We start from the raw sequence: 22,108 nt of genomic DNA on the forward strand, positions 1-22,108 counted from the left end.
AACGGATGCAAAGAAGTTAGGTGAGGGATCAACTGCTCGTAAAAGCCCGATTGGTTCAACTAATAATCAGTGGGGAATGAAGAAAATCCCACTGATTAAAGTTTCACTTTATGAGAACGATTTCATTTTATTATTATAACAAGATTATTTTTATATCCACAATGATTTGCTTAGAAAAAAGCATCTTACTATCATTCATAGCAAGATGCTCACTTCATTACGTTCTTTTCTTCGTCCACGTTTCAATTACTTCACCAGTATCATTAACATCTAGTACTAAACTACCATTACTATACCGGTCTTTATTTCGAAACGCTTTCGGATCAATTTCTTCTACAATGTGTTTCTCTGTCTTCATGTAAACTAATTCGTCATCTCGAACAATTTCAATACCGACAATGCGGTACGGATTGCGTTTTAACTCTTTAAAAATTACAAGGCCCCGCTTCGCCCTCGTTGATTTCTCAATTTCCGATGCCTTTATACGTTTCACAGCACCTCGCTGCGTAACGAGAATAAGTTGATCTTTTTCACCATTTAACGGTTTACCAGAAGCAACATAGTCATCTTCTTTTAAATTAATTGCTTTCACACCAGCTGCTCTTACACCAACCGGACTTACTTCTTCTTCATTGAATACAAGTGCATATGCACCATGTGTTGCAAGAACAATATCACTTGTTCCATCTGTCGCAAATATATCAACTACTTCATCATCTTTTTTCAAGTTTACAGCAACGAATGCCCGTGAATAACGCTGAACTTTATATTGGTTTAATTCTGTTTTTTTAATCATACCGTTTCTTGTAACAAATACGATAAATCGTTTTTCTTCTTCAAAATTCGGTACGACTGTTGCCCAAATTAACGCTTCATCTCGCTCGAGTGTAACAAGATTCGCAACATGTTGACCTAAATCTTTCCAACGAATTTCTGGCATTTCATATACAGGAAGATAAATATAATTTCCTTTGTTCGTAAATAAAAGAACGGTTTCTGTCGTGTTTGTATCGAAACGCTCAAGTAAGATGTCACCCTCTTTCATACCGAAGTCTTTGCCGTTCGATGCATTATGTGAACGCCAACCTGTTCGTTTCACATATCCTTCTTTCGTTACAGTAACGATGACATCTTCTTGCGGAATCATTACTTCCACATCGATTTTAATTTCTTCAATTTCCTCTTCAATTACCGCACGGCGATTATCACTATATGTTTTCTTTACTCTCTTCAAATCTGTTTTAATAACTTGAAGAAGTCTTTTTTCACTTTGTAAAATTGACTGTAACTCTATAATTTTTTTACTGAGTTCAGCTGCTTCTTGCTCTAGCGCTGTAATATCTGTATTCGTTAAACGATATAATTGCAACGAAACAATTGCTTCTGACTGTGCCTCTGTAAATCCAAATTTCGCACTTAAATTATCTTTCGCATTACGCTTATCTTTAGACCCGCGGATTGTTTCAATTACTTCATCTAAAATTGATAATGCTTTCTTTAAACCTTCTACAATATGCTGACGATTTTCTGCTTTTCTTAATTCATATTGTGAGCGTCTTGTAACAACTTCTTTCTGATGTCCAATATATGCATCCAAAATCTTAGGTAATGTCATAAGTGTTGGACGACGATTATTTATCGCTACCATATTAAAGTTGTATGGAATTTGTAAATCTGTATTTTTATATAAATAATTTAAAATACCTTCAGCATTCGCTTCTTTTTTTAATTCTACAACGATGCGAAGGCCTGTACGGTCTGTCTCATCACGCACTTCAGCAATTCCATCTAGCCTTTTATCTATACGTAATTCATCCATTTTCTTAACAAGATTCGCTTTATTTACTTCGTACGGAATTTCTGTAATAACGATTTGTTGCTTCCCGCCACGAATCGTTTCAACTTCTGCTTTTCCGCGAATAATAATTTTACCTTTACCTGTTTCATACGCTTTTTTAATGCCATCTATCCCTTGAATAATACCACCTGTAGGAAAATCTGGTCCTTTAATAACGGCTAACAAGTCATCCACAGAACTATTCGGCTGATCGATACGCATCATTGTAGCATCAATTACTTCTCCAAGATGATGCGGGGGGATTTCTGTTGCATAACCAGCGGAAATCCCTGTAGATCCGTTCACTAATAAGTTTGGGAACATCGCCGGTAATACAACAGGTTCTTCACTCGTATCATCAAAGTTTGACACGAATTCTACTGTTTCTTTATCAAGATCACGTAATAACTCAGATGCGATTGGTGATAAACGTGCTTCTGTATAACGCATTGCTGCTGCTGGATCCCCATCAACACTACCGTTATTTCCATGCATTTCAACTAGAACATTACGTACTTTCCAAGTTTGACTTAAACGGACCATCGCCTCATATACAGAGGAATCACCATGTGGATGATAATTACCGATAACATTACCTACTGTTTTAGCTGATTTACGAAACGCTTTATCATGTACATTTCCTTCTACATACATGGAATATAAAATACGTCTTTGTACTGGTTTTAAACCGTCACGCGCATCTGGAAGCGCGCGGTCTTGAATAATATATTTACTATAACGTGCAAAGCGGTCACCTAACACGTCTTCAAGCGGGAGGTCATGAAACTTCTCTGCCTGCATGTTATTCCACCTCCGTCTCCATAATCATTTCATTTTCTAAAATATTTCCTTCTTCTTGCATACCAAATTGTACATTACGTTCAATCCATTTACGGCGAGGTTCTACTTTATCACCCATCAATGTCGTAACTCGGCGCTCCGCTCTTGATGCATCGTCAATTTTCACACGAATTAACGTACGTGTTTCAGGGTTCATCGTTGTTTCCCATAATTGATCGGCATTCATTTCGCCAAGTCCTTTATAGCGCTGCAACATATAGCCTTTACCGACCTTTTTCGTTACATCACCTAATTCTTCATCAGACCATGCATATTCAATTACTTCACTTTTCCCTTTTCCTTTACTTACTTTATATAAAGGTGGAAGTGCGATAAATACTTTACCAGCTTCAATAAGTGGTTTCATATAACGGTAGAAGAACGTCAGTAGTAACACTTGAATATGTGCTCCATCCGTATCTGCATCGGTCATAATAACAACTTTATCGTAGTTAATGTCTTCAACAGCGAACTCATTGCCTACGCCGCCGCCAATTGCGTAAATAATCGTATTGATCTCTTCGTTCTTAAAAATATCAGCAAGCTTTGCTTTTTCCGTGTTAATTACTTTACCACGTAATGGTAGCACCGCTTGGAAACGACGATCTCGCCCTTGCTTTGCTGAACCACCAGCCGAGTCACCCTCTACTAAATACAATTCGTTTTTCTGAGGATTACGTGATTGTGCAGGTGTTAACTTCCCGCTTAAAGTACCTTCTGATTTTTTCTTCTTCTTACCAGTACGCGCTTCTTCTCTCGCTTTACGAGCAGCCTCACGTGCTTGTGCTGCTTTAATTGCCTTTCTCACAAGAAGTGTAGCTACATCCGGGTTTTCTTCTAAAAAGTAAGCTAAATGCTCAGATACAATTGCATCAATTGAAGAACGAGCTTCACTTGTACCTAGTTTCCCTTTCGTTTGCCCTTCAAACTGGAGTACGTCTTCTGGTACACGTACAGAAACAATCGAAGCTAATCCTTCACGAATATCTGTACCCTCTAAATTTTTGTCTTTTTCTTTTAATAAAGAAACTTTACGAGCATACTCATTGAACACACGTGTCATTGCTGTTTTAAATCCAGCTTCGTGTGTACCACCGTCTTTTGTACGTACATTATTTACAAACGAAAGAATGTTTTCTGAGTAACCATCATTAAACTGAAACGCTAACTCTGCTTCAATTCCATTTTGCTCACCCGAGAAATATACAACTGGATGAATCGAATCTTTCTCTTCGTTTAAGTATGAAACGAAAGCCTCAATTCCTGTTTCATAATGAAACACATCTTCTAAATCATTACGTTCATCTTTTATCGAGATTTTCATTCCTTTTAATAAGAATGCAGACTCACGTAATCTCTCACATAATGTTTCATAATTATAATTTGTTGTGCTGAAAATAGTTGTATCTGGTTTGAAGTGCATCGTTGTACCAGACTCTTTCGTTTTCCCGATTTTTTCTAACGTCGTTGCAGGATTACCACCATTTTCAAAGCGTTGTTCATAAATGTTACCATCACGCTTAATCGTTACTACTAGCCATTCTGACAAGGCATTTACAACTGATGCCCCAACACCGTGTAAACCACCACTCGTTTTATAGCCCCCTTGACCAAACTTACCACCAGCATGAAGTACAGTTAAAATAACTTCAGGTGTCGGTTTTCCAAGCTTATGCATTCCCGTAGGCATTCCTCGCCCTTTATCAATAACGCTAATACTATTATCTTTATGTATTACGACAGAAATTTCGTCGCCAAATCCCGCTAATGCTTCATCAACGGAGTTATCTACTATTTCATATACTAAATGATGCAATCCACGGCTATCCGTACTCCCGATATACATACCCGGGCGTTTTCGAACGGCTTCAAGTCCTTCTAACACTTGAATTGCATCTTCATTATATTGGAACTGATGCTTCGCCAAACTCCTTGCCCCTTTCCTAATCAAATCAGAACATATGTTTCTATTATAGAATAACGCCTCGACTATAGTTTTGGCAAGTTATCTTATCTCTTTTATATACCATTTTCAATAGAAAAATCCTTGTTTTTTTTCACAAGGATCCCTCTAGGCTACTATTTCAGAAAAATAATCGTTTGTCAACGAGAAATGGATATGTATTCCAACATTATACATTCCAAACCTTTATCATGATCCAAATGATCAATATCCAAAACGGGATAACAAGTAACAATCCCCAAAAACAGCCTTTAAAAAATCTCATGATGAACACCTCGTTCATCCGCCCTACTTATGTAAAAAGCGAGGGCTGAATCAATCTTTCTATCTTTAAAGTCTATACTATTTTGTCATTACATGCTCTACTTTAATACAACGATCCATTATTACTGTATAGCCTTTTTCTTGTAAAAGTTTATATGTATCTTCATCTTGTACTCCTAATTGTGCCCAGAAAACATCTGCATCAATCTCTACAAACTCTTTCGCAACATCCTTTAAAAATTCTGAGCGACGAAATACATTTACGATATCAACATGTTCTTTAATATCCGTCAGTGAAGAAACCGCTTTTTCTCCGAGTACTTCATCTACTGTTGGATTTACTGGAATAATGCGGTACCCAGCATCTTGCATTGCTTTTGAAACCATATATGATGTGCGTTCTGGTTTATCTGATAATCCAACAACTGCAATCGTTTTACTTTTCTTCAATACTTCACCAATTTCCGTACGAGTTGGGTTTTCAATTGTCATAATTAATCCCTCCTATTCCTTTAGTATATCCGATAAAGAAAGTCTCTTTCAACATGAAAGAGACTTTCTTTTATTCCGATTATTGATTCTTAGTAGCTGAATTATCTGCTAACGTAGCTGATTTCGTCATTTTTTGACCGTTACGATAGAAAGTAACTTCTACTTTCTCGCCTACTTTTTTCTTTTCATATAAATATTTACGGAATTGAAGTGAATTTTCTACTTTTTGATCATCTAACGCTACTACTATATCATATTGCTCTAAACCTGCTTTTTCCGCTGGTGATATTGGATAGATTTTACCTAATACAACTCCATTTGTTACTTCTTTTGGCACTTTTAATTGATTTACTGCATAAGCTTGCACATCTTCTAATGAAACTACACCGACTCCAAGTGCTGGACGTTTCACTACTCCATCTTTTTCAAGTGATTCAATAACTGGTTTTGCGATGTTAATTGGAATTGCAAAACCAATACCCTCTACTGATTGCTGAGCTATTTTACTTGAGTTAATACCGATTACCTCACCGTTTTGGTTAAATAGTGCACCACCACTATTACCAGGGTTAATCGCTGCATCTGTTTGAATAACTTGTGCTTGCCAATCAGGACGTTTATCACCATCAATATCAACTGGAATTTCACGCTCTTTACTACTGATGATACCTTCCGTTACACTTCCATCAAATCCTAATGGATTACCGATTGCAATTGCTTTCTCACCCGCACGGATTTTACTGGAATCACCTAAACTTGCAACTTTATTCACATTAGACCCATCAATCTCTACAACAGCTAAGTCCAACCAAGGGTCCTTACCAACTAATTTTGCATCGACTTGCTTTCCATCGCTTAGTTTAACGGCAAGTTTATTTGCACCATCTACTACGTGGTTATTTGTTACGATATATGCTTTATTTCCTGCCTTTTTATAAATAACACCTGAGCCTGTACCAGCTGTTTGTTCTTGACCTGTCGGTTGCATCGCAAACGGATCAATACTTTGTTGCATATTAATTACACCAACAACAACATCCTTTGCACCTTCAACCATACCTGGCAAATCAGTTTCGTTTTTTGATTTATTGACAACAGGAACTACAGTACCTTCTACTTGTTTATTAGAATTGAATGATGAAACTGCAGCTCCATTATTTTGCACCCATGGCATATAAGGTGCTGCAAAACTAATCGAAACCGCCCCGACTACAGCTCCCACTAAACCTGTGAAGAAATAACCTTTTTTACTGCCTGATTTTCTCACTTCTCTCGTTTCACTATGCTCTTCATTCAAATTTGGTCCGTCGTAATATCCCATTTTTTATTTCCCCTCTCTGGTGAATTCGTATTTTTAGTATAGTCACGTTTTGTGTCCTTCTTGTGAACTCATCGTGAAATCCAATTAAAAAAATACTCCTATCTACCATTGTAGACAAGAAAAGTATTTTTTGAACATTCTACCTTCAGAAAGAGGATCTAAAATTGCTACATTTCCAGGCTAAAGTGCACAATTCGTTCCAGATTATTCTTCGAATTTATAACCAACTCGAATAACCGTACCGATATGCTTCGCTTTATCTCCTAGCTTATTCCGCAATTTTTTAATATGTGTATCAACCGTTCGGTCATCACCGTAGTAATCATATCCCCATAACTGATCTAATAAATGTTGACGTGACAACACAATTCCTTTGTTCTCCATTAAATAAACGAGAAGTTCAAATTCTTTATGCGTCAATATAATTTCTTCTCCATCTACTAAAACGGTTCTAGATAGACGATTCACTTCTATTCCAGCTAAGGACATAGTATTTTCTTCCGTTACTCCTACTGCACCATCCGCACGTTTCAATAATGTCTTCGCGCGAGCTACTAACACTTTCGGGCTAAATGGTTTCGTTACATACTCATCTGCACCTAATTCAAAACCTAGTAATGTATCATCCTCATCCGAACGTGCTGTTAGCATAATGATTGGTACTGCTGACTCTTTTCTAATTCTTCTACAAACAGACCAACCATCTATTTCTGGTAACATTATGTCTAACATAATTAAATCAATTGTATGTTCAGCAAATAATTCTAGCGCTTTTTTTCCATCTTCTGCTTCGATTACTTCAAAGCCTTCATTACGAAAATAATCACTAACAATTTCACGTAATCTTCTTTCGTCTTCAACAAGCAATACTGTTTTATTCATATAATCTATCCCGCCTTTTTACTCTTTCAATCGAATAATACGTTGATTGGAGCTTCCGCGAAATGGAAGTGTTAAATCTTTTTTATCAAGTTCAAATCTTCCATCGACTAAAACATCCCCATAATGTAACAACTCTATCATATCATTATTTCGCGAACTCTGTATCTCTTCTAGCGTATAACCTGTATACATCCATAGATTTTTTTTCAAATCTTTCACCGATTTTGCTACTTTTTTCACTTCAGCAGCTTGTAAAAATGGATCTCCACCTGAAAATGTTACATCAGTTAATGAATTACTTTCAATCTCTTTCACAATTTCTTCTACTGTCATTTCAGTTCCGTTGCAAATATTCCACGATTTCGAATTATGGCAACCGAAACAACGATGCGGACAGCCCGCAAAAAACACGACTGTCCGCAACCCTTCTCCATCTACTACACTATCATGAATGATATTCATAACTTTCATTTATGCTTCACCCGATCCATCTCTTCACTACGTTTCGCACTATTCCACTTCGACATATCTCCTACAAGATAGCCAGTTATACGACGAATTCTTTCTATATGGACCTCGTCTTCATTTCCGCAGCTTGGACATTCATTTCCAATAACTCCATGATAACTGCAACATTTACAACGATCAACAGGATGATTAATTGAACCGTACCCAACGCCATGCTCTGCCATCGCTTGTACAATTTGTTTTAACGCCTTTTGATTATGCATCGCTGCTCCGTCTAGTTCAATATACGTAATATGCCCTCCATTACATAGAGCATGAAAAGGTCCTTCTAAACGAATTTTATTTATCGCTTGAATGTTATAATAAACTGGAATATGGAATGAATTCGTATAGTAGTTATGGTTCGTTATACCGCTAATTTCACCAAATTCTTCTCTATCTTTTTTCACAAACTTCCCTGATAACCCTTCCGCAGGCGTTGCAATTATTGAGAAATTCAGTTGATGTTCTTCTGTCGCCTTATCCATTCTCTCCCTCATAAAGGAAATGATTTCATATCCAAGTTTCCATGATTCCTCATCTTCTCCATGATGCTTTCCTGTTAAAGCTACTAAACATTCCGCAAGACCGATAAAACCAATACTTAACGTCCCTTGCTTTAAAATAGGTGCTACTGAATCTTCAGGCTGTAACTTTTCTCCACCACGCCATACACCTTGTGAATATAAAAATCGAAAATCTCTCGCTCGCTTCGTACATTGATACGCGAACCTCTCTAATAATTGCTTAATTCCTAGATCTAAGTAATAATTTAGCGCTTCAAAAAACGCTTCTTTCGATCCACTAATTAGCCCTAATTTCACTAAATTAATAGAAGTAAACGACAGGTTACCTCTTCCTATTGCTGTTTCTTCTCCATGTATATTAGACATAACACGAGTGCGACATCCCATGTAACATACTTCACTTTCAGGTCGCCCATCATAATGCACTGCATTAAACGGAGCATCTAAAAATGAAAAATTGGGGAATAATCGCTCTGCTGTCGTCTCTAATGCTAATTCAAACAAATCATAGTTCGGATCACATTCTTCAAAGTTTACACCTTTTTTCATTTTAAAAATTTGAATAGGGAAAATCGGTGTTTCTCCTTTTCCAAGTCCAGCTTGCGTCGCTTTTAACAGCTGTTTAATTAAAAGTCTTCCCTCTCTCGATGTGTCTGTTCCGTAATTAATAGAAATAAACGGTACTTGTCCCCCGCCCCTACTATGCATACTATTTGAATTATGAACGAAAGCTTCACACGCCTGATACGTATCACTTTCTGTTTCTTTCCATGCGAATTCCTCAATTTGTTCTTTCGTAAGCGGATATGATTGTAGTCGCTTTTTATGTCTCAGTACGGTTTTTCTCACATAGGGAGCTAAATCAATATCAAAGAGTGCAAACGATTGACCACCGTGCTGCATATTTTGATTCGCTTGAAAAATAATAGACGAAAGTGCCAACGCACTTTTAATGTCTTGCGGTTGTCTCATATGTCCATGCCCAGTATGAAAACCATTAGCAAGCATTTGTGCTAACGGAATTTGCGAACAAGTCGTCGTTCCTGTCGCATAAAAGTCTAAATCATGTGGATATAATATATTTTTATTTATCGCTTCTTTCACTTGATCTGATAATAATTTTTCTACAGCAAAATATCTCGCACTCTCAGATGCGAACGTTCCCATTACTCCCATCGGAGAGCGCCCATCTACATTTGCATTTTCTTGCATTAAATCTTGTTCATTGCCGTGGACAATTGTCCCAAACACTTTCATTAATTCTTCTCCACATGTATTTCGTTGTAACATTCATAACCCTCCATCAATATGTTGTTGTCTTTTGATTAAAATGTTACAACATATAGTCTCGCTGTTTCTGTGAGAAATGTAACATTCCTGTGAATTTTTTTTCACGAAATAATGAATTTTTCATTTATAAAAAAGAAATGTGCTCTTTACAAATGTATGGTACAATATACGGGAAAAACTCTTTTTACCCTTTATCAACACATTTGTATAAAGGAGACTGAACTCATGATTATTACATATCTTTTATTTATCGTTGCCTATCTACTCGGTTCGATTCCATTTGCATTAGTCGTTGGAAAAATCGGTTATGGAATCGACATTCGTGAGCATGGAAGCGGTAATCTAGGCGGAACAAATACATTCCGTACATTAGGGAAAAAAGCAGGTTTTATCGTAACAATTGCTGACATTTTAAAAGGCACATTAGCAACAGCTCTACCGATTATTTTCGGATTAGATACTCACCCACTATGGTTTGGATTAGCCGCTGTTCTTGGACATGTCTATCCAATCTTCGCAAAATTCCGCGGTGGTAAAGCAGTTGCAACTTCTGCTGGCGTGCTATTATGCTACTCACCAGTTGTATTTGCAATATTAGCTGTTGTATTTTTCACCCTTTTATTTACAACAAGATACGTATCACTTTCTTCTATGGTAACAGCTGTCGTTGCTGTTATTGCATCAATTGTTAGCGGGGATAAAATCTTCATTATTGCGATGTGTTTATTAGCTGGTATGGTTATTTATAAACACCGTGCAAATATCGGACGAATTATAAATAAAACTGAACCGAAAGCAAACTTTTCAAAAAAGCAAAAATAAGATCGTAACCCACATAACGCAAAAAGAAAACGTGAAGCATATTAATAGCGTCTTTTTGCGTTATTTTTTATACTTAAGAAAAAGCAACATAATTTGGAGGAACTATACATGAATCTTTCCGTAACAAAAGAAGCAGCACAATGGTATAAAGACGAATTAAACCTACAATCAGGTGAAACACTACGCTTTTTCGTACAATACGGTGGTTGCAGTACTGTGCAAAAAGGACTTTCTTTAGGAATTCGTAAAGATGATCCTGCACATCCTGCTGTTCAAACTCAAGAAGAAGGTATTAACTTCTTTATTGAAGGCGATGATGAGTGGTTCTTCGATGGACATAATTTATCTGTTACACTTAACGACGGTGACGATTTCCCGCAATTTAATTATGAAAAATAAAAAAACGTGGCTTCTGCCACGCTTTTTTATTTTTTCTTGATTTCCTCATATTTCGCATACCACTCAGGATATAATTTTTTAAATGATACAGGGCGGAATCCTTCTTTTTTCGCACAAATATTCGTCGTGCTTGCAGTAATACAAAGTTCACCATCACCATTATAAACTTCATATCCATATACAACGCGAAGCGGGCTCACAGTATCAACCCACGTTTTCACAATAGCTTTTTCTCCGTAACGCATCGCTTTACGATATGAAATTTGCAAGTCTAACACAGGAGAAATAATTCCCTCTTTCTCCATTTCAACATATGAAAACCCTAAATCTTGTATAAGTTTCGTGCGCCCAAGTTCCAGCCACACTAAATAGTTTGAATGGTAAACAACACCCATCTGATCTGTTTCCGCATAGCGGATTTCAACTTCATGTTCTGCTACAAACATATGTATTCGCCTTCTTTCACTTCTGCTGCCTTGCATACATTTAATCATAATACAGTGGAATCAAAAATAAAATAAAAACAGTGAATCTTTTACCGAAAGGGGCAAGCATATGATTCAAATTGTAACTGTTCGTAGCGGTGATAGTGTTTATAGTTTAGCATCAAAATATGGATCTACACCTGAAGAAATTGTAAAAGACAATGGACTAAACCCAGCCGAAACACTCGTTGTTGGTCAGGCACTTATCGTTAATACAAAAGGAAATAACTATTATGTACAGCCTGGTGACAGCCTTTATCGAATTTCTCAAACATATAACGTTCCTCTCGCTAGTTTAGCTAAAGTTAATAATCTATCTTTAAAATCCATTCTCCATGTCGGACAACAATTATATATACCGAAAGGAACGAAGCGAGCAGTAGAATCCATCGCTTATTTACAACCTTCAACCATTCCAATAAAAGAAAGTTTAGTAAATGCTACACGTGCTATTAATCCATTTTTATCATATTTAGCCTACTTTAGTTTTGAAGCAAAAAGAGATGGTACATTAAAAGAACCTACTGAAACAGCTAAAATTGCTACTATTGCAACGCAAGGTAAAACCATCCCTATGCTCGTTATTACAAATATTGAAAATGGAAATTTCAGTGCCGATCTGACATCGGTTATTTTACGCGATGCAACAATCCAAAATAAATTCATTACAAACATTTTACAAACAGCTGAAAAATATGGTATGCGAGACATTCATTTCGATTTCGAGAATGTGGCACCCGAAGACCGCGAGGCATATAATCGCTTTTTACGAAATGTCAAAACACGCTTACCTAGCGGGTACACATTGAGCACAACTCTCGTACCGAAAACAAGTTCAAATCAAAAAGGAAAGTTTTTTGAAGCTCACGATTATAAAGCACAAGGGCAAATTGTTGATTTTGTCGTCATTATGACATACGACTGGGGTTGGCAAGGCGGGCCACCGATGGCGATTTCTCCTATTGGCCCAGTGAAAGAAGTACTTCAATATGCAAAATCTCAAATGCCACCACAAAAAATTATGATGGGGCAAAATTTATACGGTTTCGATTGGAAACTGCCATTCAAACAAGGAAATCCACCTGCAAAAGCAATTAGTTCTGTCGCAGCTGTTGCACTAGCTCGTAAATACAATGTTCCTATCCGCTATGATTTCACGGCTCAAGCTCCACACTTTAATTACTTTGACGAAAACGGCGTACAACATGAAGTTTGGTTTGAAGATTCACGGTCCGTGCAAAGTAAATTTAATTTAATGAAAGAACAAGGAATAGGCGGCATTAGCTATTGGAAAATTGGTCTACCATTCCCACAAAATTGGCGTTTACTCGTTGAAAATTTTACAATCACGAAAAAAGGCTGACGAAAGTCAGCTCTTTTTTCATATTCCTGTTAAAAATACATCTTTATTTCTTCACTTCTCTCACAAAAAAGAAGAATGATAACATTCTTCTTTTTTAACCGTTATCAACAATCGGTTGCTTACCAGTTTGGTCTTGCATTTGCTTTCCTTTATTGCCACCAGCTTTTTTCGATTGCGTTCCAATTTGATTTGGTGCAAAGTCTTTTGGATTCTTTTTCGGATTACCCATTACTATCGCCTCCTTAACACTAGTATCGTACTAGTGTTAAGAATTATTCAGCCTGCTTAAAAAGTTTCATTTCATAACGTTTTTCAATACGTTCTTCAATTCGATCGATTGCATCACGATCGCTTAATAATTGTTGTTTATTTTCATTTACAAGTTCTTCAAACGATTTACGGCGACTTCTTCTCATGCTGTTCACCCTCTCTTTCTCATTCTTACTACATAGTATGAGCAAACAAAAAACTCTTTAATCAGATTTGTAAGAAAATTTTATGTTTTAGTACCCCTAAAAAAACTCCATGCACAATAAATTGCAATGGCCCCCGAAATCGGGACACATATCAAAACATCTAAACCATCTACTCCAATTCACTTAGTACTTTTGGCATTTTTCCAAAAGGATATTTTTTTCCTACAGGTTGTTGAAACGATAAATTTGATCGATACGTTACCATCTCATCCATATCTTAATTCGGAAAATATTTTGACTTCCGAGCAAATGTCCCTCGATTAATATTGGCTTTAGTTGTAATATCCTTAACCGTATACAATGATGTATTAATTTAATTCGTGCATCACGTATTGCTTCTTTAGTACGAGCTATACGTAAATCAGTGTATGCTTTTGCCAATTTTCCCCCCTCCTAAATTTTTTTAGACATATTTTTATAAAGTGTTCAGAATACAACAGATCGGCTATTTCTGTTTATTGAACGTATGCAATACACAAACTATAATAATCAATATAAATAACCGACACTATGTTGGTTAAAAAATAGGAGGTACAAAAATGAAAAACCAAGTATCAATAGTAGTTGAACATGAATTGAATGACGTAACACCAGAAATGATTGACTGGTGGTGGGATAATATTGATAACTCTGAACGATATAAACTATGGCACCCAGAAGAACATGTTGATTTTAAGTGGCTAGTTGATCCTAAAGTGCATGGGCATGTAGGAGCCATATCAGCTTCAATCGAATCTGCTGGGGATGGACTAGAATTCCCGCTAAGAATTAGATGGGAAGACCCTAAAGATTGTCCTATAAATACCCATTACAGCCATGTTTTAATGGGTTCATGTTTAGATGATAATGACGATGTAATTTCACAAGTAATACATCAATACGAAAAATCCGAGAACGGTACAGTAATGACTTCTACATTCATTTTCCCGAAAGGATTACCACCATTTATTAATCTAAGTGGTTTATATAAACACAATGTAGAAGAAATGAGTGAGTTCAGTAATTTTTTACCAGAACTTTCCCAAAGAGAATTTGTAAGGTAACTAAACAGCTTTACTTTTAATAAGTGACTCACTAGAAAACAACTTGGACCCCACCATTTTAGATCTGACTAAAATGGTGGGGTCCTTTCAATATCAAATCAATCACATTACTTCTTCTCAGTAATGTACTCTGCCCTTCAAATGAAAAACACCTCCGTTAAATTTACATACTTTGTATGCGAATTCAGGAGGTGTTTTTTCCTGTACCACGATTCGGGTTCACTTCAAAATAGCACACGGAGTTTTTTATACCAAAACTTTTAAATACTCTTTTAATTTTTCTTCTGCATTCACTTCACTTTCTTTATAATCACGCAGCGCTCGTAATACGAAATCATACTGTTCTAAAATATAACTTTCTAATTTCAAGACATCCTCTAAGTTATTAAGCATAATTCTCGTATTACCAACTTCACTTTTTAACGCCGGTTCACATTTTAAACTCGTACATATTTCTTTCACATCATCTTCTAATATTTCTGTTAATATGTATTTCTTTCGCCCTTTTACTTTTACTCTCATAACCGGATAAAAAGCTTTTATATCTAAATAGCTTCCTACATTCATACAACGAATCCATTCAATATCACGGTTATTTCGTACAAGCATTTCTTTTACCGCTTCAAATACTATTGTTTCATCAAGCACTTCTTTCTTCGCTTTTCTCTTTCCTTCTTCTTCAACTGATGCACATCTTTGATAAACAGCTGCACACGTAATACAGTCGTCAAATGCATTATGAGAACTTAGACGAATTCCAAGCATTCGCTTTAACGTCTCAAGTTTATGATTAGGTGCGTGCTTCATATATTTTTTTGCTAAAAACACAGTGTCAATCACCTTATTTTTAGGTTCAGGAAGCCCAAGCATATTTACATTACTTTTCAAAAAGCGCATGTCAAAAGAAGCATTATGAGCCACAATAACATTTGTATGTAAAAATGCTAAAAATAAAGGTAACACTTCTTCAATTGTTGGTGCATCTGAAACACGATAATTTGTAATACCTGTTAAACTCGTAATTCGGCTCGGAATCGGACGCTCTGGATTCACGTATGAAACAAATTGATCTACTAGTTCATGATTACGATATTTCACTGCTGCAACTTGAATAATTTTATCATTATAAGGGTTAAATCCTGTTGTTTCAAAATCAATTACAACATAATCTAACGGTAAGGATACATTCCCCACTCCATACACTCCTTTATCTATTAACGATTATATTTCTTACATCATATCATGAAGTTATCACTACTTGAAAAAGAAAAGGCAGAAATGGGAACTCTCCACCTCTACCTTTTCACCGTTATTTTAATTTAGCAATTCGTTTTTCCATCTCTTTTTGCGTCATCGGTCCAATGAACTTATCCTGAATTACACCTTTCGTATCTATAAAATACGAAGTTGGGATTGTAATTACTTTATACGCTGTTGTCACATCAATGTTCTTGTCCAATAAAATAGGAAAAGTAATTCCTTTTTCCTTAGCAAAATTGCTTACTTTTTCTTCTCCCCCACCTTTTTCTGAAGGCGTATAATTTATTGCTAAAATTTCTACGTTTTCTTTATGTTCTTTATAGAAAGCTTCCATATCAGGCATTTCTTGCTGACAAGGCCCACACCACGTTGCCCAAAAATTTAAAATAACTTTCTTTCCTTTTAAATCGGATAGCTTTACATTTGTTCCATCTAACTTAGTTAATTCAAAGTTTGGTGCACTCTTTCCTATTTCAATACCATTACTTGCAATCATCTCTTTCATAGCAGCTTCACTTTTTTCTTGCTTCCCTTGTACCGCCTGATCTTTATTACCGAACTGTTCATAAGCTGCATATCCCGCTAAACAAACTAACACTACAATAATCGTAAGCTTCCTCCACATTTTATATCACCCTAACGTGTTTATGTTCTTTTAACAAATTCATCAAAATACTATATACCTTATTTTAGCTTATACGGACAAGCTTGGAAATATTCACAGTCGAAATAATCAGAATTTTTACAACTAAGATGAAAAATTTACCTTTTTATTATATAATTAGAAATATATGGTCATTTAATACTGAAAGGAGTTCTTATGAATTTATTTGAAAAAGTACTTCTATATATACTTAGTTTTATATTTTCCCCAATCGGGATTATCACATGGATCATCTCACTATTCAGTAAAGATCCTGAAAAAAAACAAGTTGGGCGTATTTGTCTCTATATCGCTTTAATCTCATTTATCCTTTTGGCAGGTCTCAGTATTCTTAGTTTCTTCACGATGACTACCATTACTACTATAGAATAGTTATAGAAAGGATGATTGTTTTGGAAGAACACCCTATTAGCAAAGAACTTCGCTATATACGAATATGCTTAGTTGTTTTAGTAATCGTTCTTTTATTTTTCAACGGTGAAAGAGTCGTTGAAATTTCTACAAATCATGATTCCATAGAAAATCTCCCCACCAGTAATATGACACAGATTGCAGAAAATACATTTGCTATTAAAGAATATAATCCATCACTAAGTAGCGAACATACGGTCAAAATTTTCAAATATAACCCAGATACAAATCAACTTACTTTAGTCAAAGAATTTAGTACTAGCGATCCTGAATCTTATACGTATCAACTTAATAAGACTGAGTAAAGATAAGAGCGCTACATAGCTCTTATCTTTTTATTAGCATTTCTTTAAGCAATGAATTACGATTTAATAACTCTCTAGGATTTCCACATTCAACAATACTTCCTTCTCTCATTACAATAACACGATCTGCTAGTATTGCCCTCTCTACGTCATGTGTTGCCACAATTCTCGTTACATCTCTTCCTAGCCCTTCAATCATATTCCAAACCACTTCTTGATTGCCCGGATCTAACCCCGCAGTCGGTTCATCTAAAATAATGAGATTCGGATTTGATACAATCGCTCGCAATAGTGCAAGACGTTTTCTTTCCCCTCCAGAAAACTCTTCACCACTTTTATGTAGTACAGTTTGACTCCCTTCAGGTAACCCCCTAATAATCGGCGTTACATTTACAAGTTCAGCATTTTTTTCTAACTGGTTTTCTAAGCCCTCTTCCCCGAAATATATATTTTCTTTTATTGTCGTCCGAAAAAAACGTGGTTCTTGCCATACTGTAGTCATCCGAGCCTCATTACCATAATAAACAACGCTACCGTTAGATGGTTTATATAAACCCGTTATTAATTTTAAAAGCGTTGTTTTTCCTGCACCACTTTCTCCTACAATGATCACGAATTCCCCAGGATTAATCTCCAAATGAATATTTTTAATTCTACATCTCTCTTCACCGTTCTCTTTAAATGAAACATTTGTTAATCTCATTCCCATCGCTCTTTCTACATTTCTGTATTCAGCCTGTATATCTAAAAAGCAAAAAACTCGACTGGCCGAAGCAATAGCAACTTGTGTCATCATCAATAAATCACTCGCATAACGAACGGGGAAAAATAACATCTCAATTGTAGCTAATACCGCCACAAGCGAACCGACTTCCATATCCCCTTTTATTATTTTTTTTGCTCCTATAATAAGAACAACTATATATGCTCCTGTTTCTATTACCGTTCCAACTATCCCAATACAATGTTGCAACATCGTCTTCTTTACTTCTGTTTTATAAGATTTTACTGTCACTCCTTTAAATAAGCCAATTGCCCAGCTCTCTTTTTGTAAACTACGCAAATCTTGTATGCCTTTTACAAATTGTGACATCATCTCTACAACAATTGATTGATTCTTTTGAGCAATACTCGCAATATTTCTTACTTTTTTCCCCATAAGCATTGGAACCATTGCACTTAAAAATAAAAACGGAGTTATCCACCATATGAACTGTACATCGATATGTTGTAGAGCTATGAACGCACCAATAAATTGTGCAATAGCGTGGATATATTCTATTAATATAGATCCATATAACCGTATCCAGTTCGGAATATCAGACACGACCAAAGTTTCTAACTCTCCTTGTTTTACCTTCTCACTTTCTTCAAACGGTAATAAGAAAAAATGACGTAATACATCTATACGCTTCTCTCGTAATATTCGCTGACTCGCTTTTGAGCTTACATAATCAAATAAAAGATTATTCATCCACAGCATAAAGCGGCTACCGGCAAACAATGCAATGTACAAATATGCACCTTTTAATTCCTGTTGAATAAGGTTATCTACAATTAGCCCCATGAATAGTGGGCGTGATAAATTTAAAATGGCAGCAATTATTCCACTACGTATAGCTGCTATTACTAATATTTTCTCTTGTCGTAACGGTAACAATATTCTTTTATATTCTTTCATGCCGTTCCCTCCATTTTTCGCAGTAAAAAGAAAGGGATGAAACCAATTGGTCTCATCCCTTTCCATAAAATAAGGAAGCTAACATACGTTAGCTTCCTTATCGTTCATTTCAATTATTTAGTTTGACACTTTAGACTCTTCGATTTTCGAACGAAGAACCATTTGCAAGATACCACCGTGACGGTAGTAGTCAATTTCAACTTCACTATCGAAACGAGCTACTACTTCAAATTGCTTCTCTTTTCCTTCTGAATCGATTGCAACTACTTTTACAAGATCGCGTGGTCTAACTGTTTTGTCAATTTGAATTTCAAATGACTCGTTACCAACAAGACCTAACGTTTCAGCGCTGTCGCCATCTTTAAATTGAAGTGGTAATACGCCCATTAATACTAAGTTACTGCGGTGAATACGCTCGAAGCTTTCTGCGATTACTGCTTTAATGCCTAATAAGTTTGTACCTTTCGCAGCCCAGTCACGAGAACTTCCCATACCGTAATCTTTACCAGCAACAACTAGAAGACCTGTTCCATCTTCTTTATATTTCATAGCAGCATCATAGATAGATGTTACTTCACCAGTTGGCCAATATGTTGTATATCCGCCTTCTGTACCTGGTGCGATTTGGTTTTTAATACGGATGTTTGCAAATGTACCACGCATCATAACTTCATGGTTACCACGACGCGAACCGTAAGAGTTAAAGTCAACTGGTTGTACGCCGTTTTCTAGTAAATAACGTCCAGCTGGTGTATGCTTACCAATTGAACCTGCTGGTGAAATGTGGTCTGTCGTTACAGAGTCACCAAATTTACCAACTATGCGTAAACCTGATAATGTTTCAACTTCACCTGGCTCTTTAGATAAACCTTCGAAGAACGGTGGGTTTTGAATGTATGTTGAATCATTATCCCAAGTATATAAAGCTTCGTTTGAAGTTTGGATTTCATTCCAGCGCTCATTGCTGTTAAATACTTGTGCATATTCTTTTTTGAACAATTCAGATGTAACAACACTTTGAACTACATCTTCAATTTCTTTAGCTGATGGCCAAATATCATTGAAGTAAACAGCATTACCATTTGCATCTTTACCGATTTCATCATTTTTCAGATCAATATCAACAGTACCTGCAAGTGCATATGCCACAACAAGTGGTGGTGATGCTAAGTAGTTCGCTTTTACAAGCGGATGAATACGACCTTCAAAGTTACGGTTACCAGATAAAACAGATGTTACTAGTAAGTCGTTTGCTGCGATTGCTTCTTCTAATTCCTCTGCTAATGGACCAGAGTTACCGATACAAGTCGTACAGCCGTAACCAACTGTTTGGAAACCTAATTGATCTAGATACGTTGTTAAACCAGACTTATCTAAGTACTCTGTAACAACTTTAGATCCTGGTGCTAATGATGTTTTTACGTAACCAGGTACTTTAAGTCCTTTTTCAATTGCTTTCTTCGCAACTAAACCTGCTCCAATTAATACGTATGGATTTGACGTATTTGTACAGCTTGTAATCGCAGCGATTGCAATTCCGCCTGTTTTCATCGTTACTTCCTGATCTTTTAATGTAACTTTCACTTCTTTATCAAACTCTTGCTCATTGAATCCAAGTCCTTGTGTTCCAACTGGTGCTAAAACAGCTTTATGGAACTCCTCTTTCATATTTGAAAGTGGGATTAAATCTTGCGGACGTTTCGGTCCAGAAAGATTAGATTCAATTGTATTTAAATCAATTTCAACAAGATCAGTATAGATTGGATCTTTGCTGTCTGCTGTATAGAATAAGCCATTTGCTTTACAATATTCTTCAACAACGCGAATTTGCTCTTCATCTCTACCTGTTAAACGTAAGTATTCTAATGAAATATCGTCGATTGGGAAGAATCCACAAGTTGCACCGTATTCTGGTGCCATATTTGAAATTGTTGCACGGTCAGCTAAAGGCATGCTCTTTAGTCCATTACCGAAGAACTCAACAAATTTACCAACTACACCTTTTTGACGTAACACTTGTGTTACTTTTAATGCAATATCAGTTGCTGTTGTACCACTTGGAAGTGTACCAGTTAATTTCACACCGATTACTTCAGGTACTGGGAAATATGAAGGCTGTCCAAGCATTCCTGCTTCTGCTTCAATACCACCAACGCCCCATCCAAGAACACCGATACCATTAATCATTGTTGTATGTGAGTCTGTTCCAACTAATGAATCTGGGTATGCGACTAAGTCACCTTCAGCATTTTTCACCGCATGAACAACCGGTGCTAAATATTCAAGATTTACTTGGTGTACAATACCTGTTGCAGGTGGAACTGCACGGTAGTTATCAAATGATTTCTGTGCCCAGCTTAAAAATTTATAACGTTCTTCATTACGTTTAAACTCTAAGTCCATGTTGAATGCAAGCGAGTCTGCTGTACCCGCTCTATCAACCTGTACAGAGTGGTCAATTACAAGGTCTACAGTAATTTCAGGATTAATTTTGTCAGGATCCCCGCCCATATCTGCCATTGCTTTACGAAGCGAAGCCAAATCTACAACAGCTGGAACACCTGTGAAGTCTTGTAAGATTACACGAGATGGTTTAAATGGAACATCGATATCTTGAACATCTTTCGTTCCCCATTTCGCTAAATTTGTAACATGTTCTTCTGTAATTACGCGTCCGTCTACTTGACGAAGTACAGATTCAAGTAAAACTTTCACGGAATATGGTAATTGAGATACGTTGCCAACCCCTGCGTTTTCAAGCGCTTTCAATTGATAATAATGATACGTCTTTCCATCTAGTTCAAAAGTTGCACGTGATTGAAATGGATTATGTTTGACCATTATGTTTCCCCCCTGTTAAACGTGGCTAAGTTGTCTGAATATAAAATGTAGACAAACTTTTCAATACCTTACGATAATATCTTATTACAACTTTCTAAATAAGTAAATAATAAGAAACTTATGGATTATAATAAGTTTTCTTTATCTTTCTAAATTTGAATAGTGTCCATGCTCCTTATAAATACTATTATTGTAAAGTAAAGCACTCTACTTTACGTTCATATATGTTATGAACAATTCATGATTCATCTTTAAAAAACATTATAGAGGTGAGAAACAATGGGTAAACGAAAAGCAAATCATACTATTTCAGGAATGAATACTGCATCCGCACAAGGGCAAGGAACTGGTTATAACGAAGAGTTCGCAAATGAACCTTTAACACCAGCAGAGCGACAAAATAATAAGAAACGAAAAAAGAATCAGTAACAAAAA

Annotated in this window: 21 protein-coding genes and 1 pseudogene; 7 read left to right on the forward strand and 15 right to left on the reverse strand. The window is 36.2% G+C overall.

All coding sequences use genetic code 11. The annotated features are described in order from the left end of the window. Nucleotides 1-217: 217 nt before the first annotated feature. From parC to KPL75_RS04295, 7 genes are all read right to left on the reverse strand, one after another. Complete coding sequence (gene parC / locus KPL75_RS04265) at nucleotides 218-2,638, reverse strand: DNA topoisomerase IV subunit A (protein ID WP_219919534.1); 2,421 nt, start codon at nucleotides 2,636-2,638, stop codon at nucleotides 218-220. Between the two features lies 1 nt (nucleotide 2,639). Next, nucleotides 2,640-4,604, reverse strand: a complete 1,965-nt coding sequence (gene parE, locus KPL75_RS04270) for a DNA topoisomerase IV subunit B (RefSeq protein ID WP_219919535.1) — start codon at nucleotides 4,602-4,604, stop codon at nucleotides 2,640-2,642. A 378-nt stretch (nucleotides 4,605-4,982) separates the two neighbouring features. After that, nucleotides 4,983-5,396, reverse strand: coding sequence for a CoA-binding protein (locus KPL75_RS04275; RefSeq protein ID WP_002137699.1), 414 nt, complete (start codon nucleotides 5,394-5,396; stop codon nucleotides 4,983-4,985). 79 nt (nucleotides 5,397-5,475) lie between these two features. Beyond that, nucleotides 5,476-6,717, reverse strand: coding sequence for a S1C family serine protease (locus KPL75_RS04280; RefSeq protein ID WP_219919536.1), 1,242 nt, complete (start codon nucleotides 6,715-6,717; stop codon nucleotides 5,476-5,478). A gap of 204 nt (nucleotides 6,718-6,921) precedes the next feature. Then, complete coding sequence (locus KPL75_RS04285; protein WP_219919538.1) at nucleotides 6,922-7,599, reverse strand: response regulator transcription factor; 678 nt, start codon at nucleotides 7,597-7,599, stop codon at nucleotides 6,922-6,924. Nucleotides 7,600-7,617: 18 nt separating this feature from the next. Further along, nucleotides 7,618-8,070, reverse strand: a complete 453-nt coding sequence (nrdG, locus tag KPL75_RS04290; RefSeq protein WP_219919539.1) for an anaerobic ribonucleoside-triphosphate reductase activating protein — start codon at nucleotides 8,068-8,070, stop codon at nucleotides 7,618-7,620. Further along, complete coding sequence (locus KPL75_RS04295; RefSeq protein ID WP_219919540.1) at nucleotides 8,067-9,923, reverse strand: anaerobic ribonucleoside triphosphate reductase; 1,857 nt, start codon at nucleotides 9,921-9,923, stop codon at nucleotides 8,067-8,069. The genes nrdG and KPL75_RS04295 overlap by 4 nt, the downstream gene beginning before the upstream one ends. A gap of 225 nt (nucleotides 9,924-10,148) precedes the next feature. Between KPL75_RS04295 and plsY the strand changes: the two genes are divergently transcribed. Beyond that, nucleotides 10,149-10,745 carry a glycerol-3-phosphate 1-O-acyltransferase PlsY gene (gene plsY, locus KPL75_RS04300; RefSeq protein ID WP_219919541.1) on the forward strand — a complete coding sequence of 199 codons (597 nt, stop codon included), beginning with the start codon at nucleotides 10,149-10,151 and terminating at the stop codon, nucleotides 10,743-10,745. A 108-nt stretch (nucleotides 10,746-10,853) separates the two neighbouring features. Then, a complete protein-coding gene (locus KPL75_RS04305; protein ID WP_219919542.1) occupies nucleotides 10,854-11,144 on the forward strand; it encodes a HesB/YadR/YfhF family protein in 291 nt (96 codons plus the stop codon). Between the two features lie 26 nt (nucleotides 11,145-11,170). Here KPL75_RS04305 and KPL75_RS04310 read toward each other — a convergent pair whose 3' ends face one another. Then, nucleotides 11,171-11,590 (reverse strand): acyl-CoA thioesterase, encoded by a 420-nt coding sequence (locus tag KPL75_RS04310; RefSeq protein WP_219919544.1) that lies wholly within the window; start codon nucleotides 11,588-11,590, stop codon nucleotides 11,171-11,173. A gap of 109 nt (nucleotides 11,591-11,699) precedes the next feature. Between KPL75_RS04310 and KPL75_RS04315 the strand changes: the two genes are divergently transcribed. Then, nucleotides 11,700-12,992 (forward strand): glycoside hydrolase family 18 protein, encoded by a 1,293-nt coding sequence (locus KPL75_RS04315; RefSeq protein WP_219919545.1) that lies wholly within the window; start codon nucleotides 11,700-11,702, stop codon nucleotides 12,990-12,992. 94 nt (nucleotides 12,993-13,086) lie between these two features. On the opposite strand, the gene sspN is transcribed toward KPL75_RS04315, so the two are convergent. From sspN to KPL75_RS04330, 3 genes and pseudogenes are all read right to left on the reverse strand, one after another. Further along, the gene (gene sspN, locus KPL75_RS04320; RefSeq protein WP_097894539.1) at nucleotides 13,087-13,221 is read right to left on the reverse strand and encodes an acid-soluble spore protein SspN; all 135 of its coding nucleotides are present in this window, start codon (nucleotides 13,219-13,221) and stop codon (nucleotides 13,087-13,089) included. A 43-nt stretch (nucleotides 13,222-13,264) separates the two neighbouring features. Next, nucleotides 13,265-13,408: an FbpB family small basic protein gene (locus KPL75_RS04325; protein ID WP_001254699.1), complete on the reverse strand. Its 144-nt coding sequence runs from the start codon at nucleotides 13,406-13,408 to the stop codon at nucleotides 13,265-13,267. Between the two features lie 307 nt (nucleotides 13,409-13,715). After that, nucleotides 13,716-13,849, reverse strand: a pseudogene (locus KPL75_RS04330) (TetR/AcrR family transcriptional regulator); the annotation flags it as partial. A 158-nt stretch (nucleotides 13,850-14,007) separates the two neighbouring features. On the opposite strand from KPL75_RS04330, the gene KPL75_RS04335 reads away from it, so the two are divergent. Next, nucleotides 14,008-14,511 (forward strand): DAPG hydrolase family protein, encoded by a 504-nt coding sequence (locus KPL75_RS04335; RefSeq protein WP_219919546.1) that lies wholly within the window; start codon nucleotides 14,008-14,010, stop codon nucleotides 14,509-14,511. 246 nt (nucleotides 14,512-14,757) lie between these two features. On the opposite strand, the gene KPL75_RS04340 is transcribed toward KPL75_RS04335, so the two are convergent. Together KPL75_RS04340 and KPL75_RS04345 are read right to left on the reverse strand one after the other, a co-directional pair. Continuing rightward, the gene (locus tag KPL75_RS04340) at nucleotides 14,758-15,705 is read right to left on the reverse strand and encodes a 3'-5' exonuclease (RefSeq protein ID WP_219919547.1); all 948 of its coding nucleotides are present in this window, start codon (nucleotides 15,703-15,705) and stop codon (nucleotides 14,758-14,760) included. Between the two features lie 115 nt (nucleotides 15,706-15,820). Further along, nucleotides 15,821-16,396: a TlpA family protein disulfide reductase gene (locus KPL75_RS04345; RefSeq protein WP_219919548.1), complete on the reverse strand. Its 576-nt coding sequence runs from the start codon at nucleotides 16,394-16,396 to the stop codon at nucleotides 15,821-15,823. Between the two features lie 195 nt (nucleotides 16,397-16,591). Here KPL75_RS04345 and KPL75_RS04350 point away from each other — a divergent pair, with 195 nt between their 5' ends. Further along, entirely contained in the window at nucleotides 16,592-16,807 is a 216-nt protein-coding gene (locus KPL75_RS04350) for a hypothetical protein (RefSeq protein WP_219919549.1), read from the forward strand. An 11-nt stretch (nucleotides 16,808-16,818) separates the two neighbouring features. Continuing rightward, a complete protein-coding gene (locus tag KPL75_RS04355; protein WP_219919551.1) occupies nucleotides 16,819-17,151 on the forward strand; it encodes a YmzC family protein in 333 nt (110 codons plus the stop codon). A gap of 22 nt (nucleotides 17,152-17,173) precedes the next feature. On the opposite strand, the gene KPL75_RS04360 is transcribed toward KPL75_RS04355, so the two are convergent. After that, complete coding sequence (locus tag KPL75_RS04360; RefSeq protein WP_219919552.1) at nucleotides 17,174-18,898, reverse strand: ABC transporter ATP-binding protein; 1,725 nt, start codon at nucleotides 18,896-18,898, stop codon at nucleotides 17,174-17,176. A gap of 51 nt (nucleotides 18,899-18,949) precedes the next feature. Continuing rightward, on the reverse strand, nucleotides 18,950-21,673 hold the full coding sequence (acnA, locus tag KPL75_RS04365) for an aconitate hydratase AcnA (RefSeq protein WP_219919553.1): 2,724 nt from the start codon (nucleotides 21,671-21,673) through the stop codon (nucleotides 18,950-18,952). Nucleotides 21,674-21,952: 279 nt separating this feature from the next. On the opposite strand from acnA, the gene sspO reads away from it, so the two are divergent. Then, the gene (gene sspO / locus KPL75_RS04370) at nucleotides 21,953-22,102 is read left to right on the forward strand and encodes a small acid-soluble spore protein SspO (RefSeq protein ID WP_016080671.1); all 150 of its coding nucleotides are present in this window, start codon (nucleotides 21,953-21,955) and stop codon (nucleotides 22,100-22,102) included. Nucleotides 22,103-22,108 lie beyond the last annotated feature (6 nt).

Source organism: Bacillus sp. NP247 (assembly GCF_018966865.1).
Classification (GTDB): Bacteria; Bacillota; Bacilli; order Bacillales; family Bacillaceae_G; genus Bacillus_A.

What these genes read in the sequence shown, in the direction of transcription:
- parC (WP_219919534.1), bottom strand. Translation starts at nt 2,638, where the DNA reads ATGCAGGCAGAGAAGTTTCATGACCTCCCGCTTGAAGACGTGTTAGGT.
- KPL75_RS04275 (WP_002137699.1), bottom strand. Translation starts at nt 5,396, where the DNA reads ATGACAATTGAAAACCCAACTCGTACGGAAATTGGTGAAGTATTGAAG.
- KPL75_RS04280 (WP_219919536.1), bottom strand. Translation starts at nt 6,717, where the DNA reads ATGGGATATTACGACGGACCAAATTTGAATGAAGAGCATAGTGAAACG.
- KPL75_RS04285 (WP_219919538.1), bottom strand. Translation starts at nt 7,599, where the DNA reads ATGAATAAAACAGTATTGCTTGTTGAAGACGAAAGAAGATTACGTGAA.
- nrdG (WP_219919539.1), bottom strand. Translation starts at nt 8,070, where the DNA reads ATGAAAGTTATGAATATCATTCATGATAGTGTAGTAGATGGAGAAGGG.
- KPL75_RS04295 (WP_219919540.1), bottom strand. Translation starts at nt 9,923, where the DNA reads ATGTTACAACGAAATACATGTGGAGAAGAATTAATGAAAGTGTTTGGG.
- plsY (WP_219919541.1), top strand. Translation starts at nt 10,149, where the DNA reads ATGATTATTACATATCTTTTATTTATCGTTGCCTATCTACTCGGTTCG.
- KPL75_RS04305 (WP_219919542.1), top strand. Translation starts at nt 10,854, where the DNA reads ATGAATCTTTCCGTAACAAAAGAAGCAGCACAATGGTATAAAGACGAA.
- KPL75_RS04310 (WP_219919544.1), bottom strand. Translation starts at nt 11,590, where the DNA reads ATGTTTGTAGCAGAACATGAAGTTGAAATCCGCTATGCGGAAACAGAT.
- KPL75_RS04315 (WP_219919545.1), top strand. Translation starts at nt 11,700, where the DNA reads ATGATTCAAATTGTAACTGTTCGTAGCGGTGATAGTGTTTATAGTTTA.
- sspN (WP_097894539.1), bottom strand. Translation starts at nt 13,221, where the DNA reads ATGGGTAATCCGAAAAAGAATCCAAAAGACTTTGCACCAAATCAAATT.
- KPL75_RS04325 (WP_001254699.1), bottom strand. Translation starts at nt 13,408, where the DNA reads ATGAGAAGAAGTCGCCGTAAATCGTTTGAAGAACTTGTAAATGAAAAT.
- KPL75_RS04335 (WP_219919546.1), top strand. Translation starts at nt 14,008, where the DNA reads ATGAAAAACCAAGTATCAATAGTAGTTGAACATGAATTGAATGACGTA.
- KPL75_RS04345 (WP_219919548.1), bottom strand. Translation starts at nt 16,396, where the DNA reads ATGTGGAGGAAGCTTACGATTATTGTAGTGTTAGTTTGTTTAGCGGGA.
- KPL75_RS04350 (WP_219919549.1), top strand. Translation starts at nt 16,592, where the DNA reads ATGAATTTATTTGAAAAAGTACTTCTATATATACTTAGTTTTATATTT.
- KPL75_RS04355 (WP_219919551.1), top strand. Translation starts at nt 16,819, where the DNA reads ATGATTGTTTTGGAAGAACACCCTATTAGCAAAGAACTTCGCTATATA.
- KPL75_RS04360 (WP_219919552.1), bottom strand. Translation starts at nt 18,898, where the DNA reads ATGGAAAGGGATGAGACCAATTGGTTTCATCCCTTTCTTTTTACTGCG.
- acnA (WP_219919553.1), bottom strand. Translation starts at nt 21,673, where the DNA reads ATGGTCAAACATAATCCATTTCAATCACGTGCAACTTTTGAACTAGAT.
- sspO (WP_016080671.1), top strand. Translation starts at nt 21,953, where the DNA reads ATGGGTAAACGAAAAGCAAATCATACTATTTCAGGAATGAATACTGCA.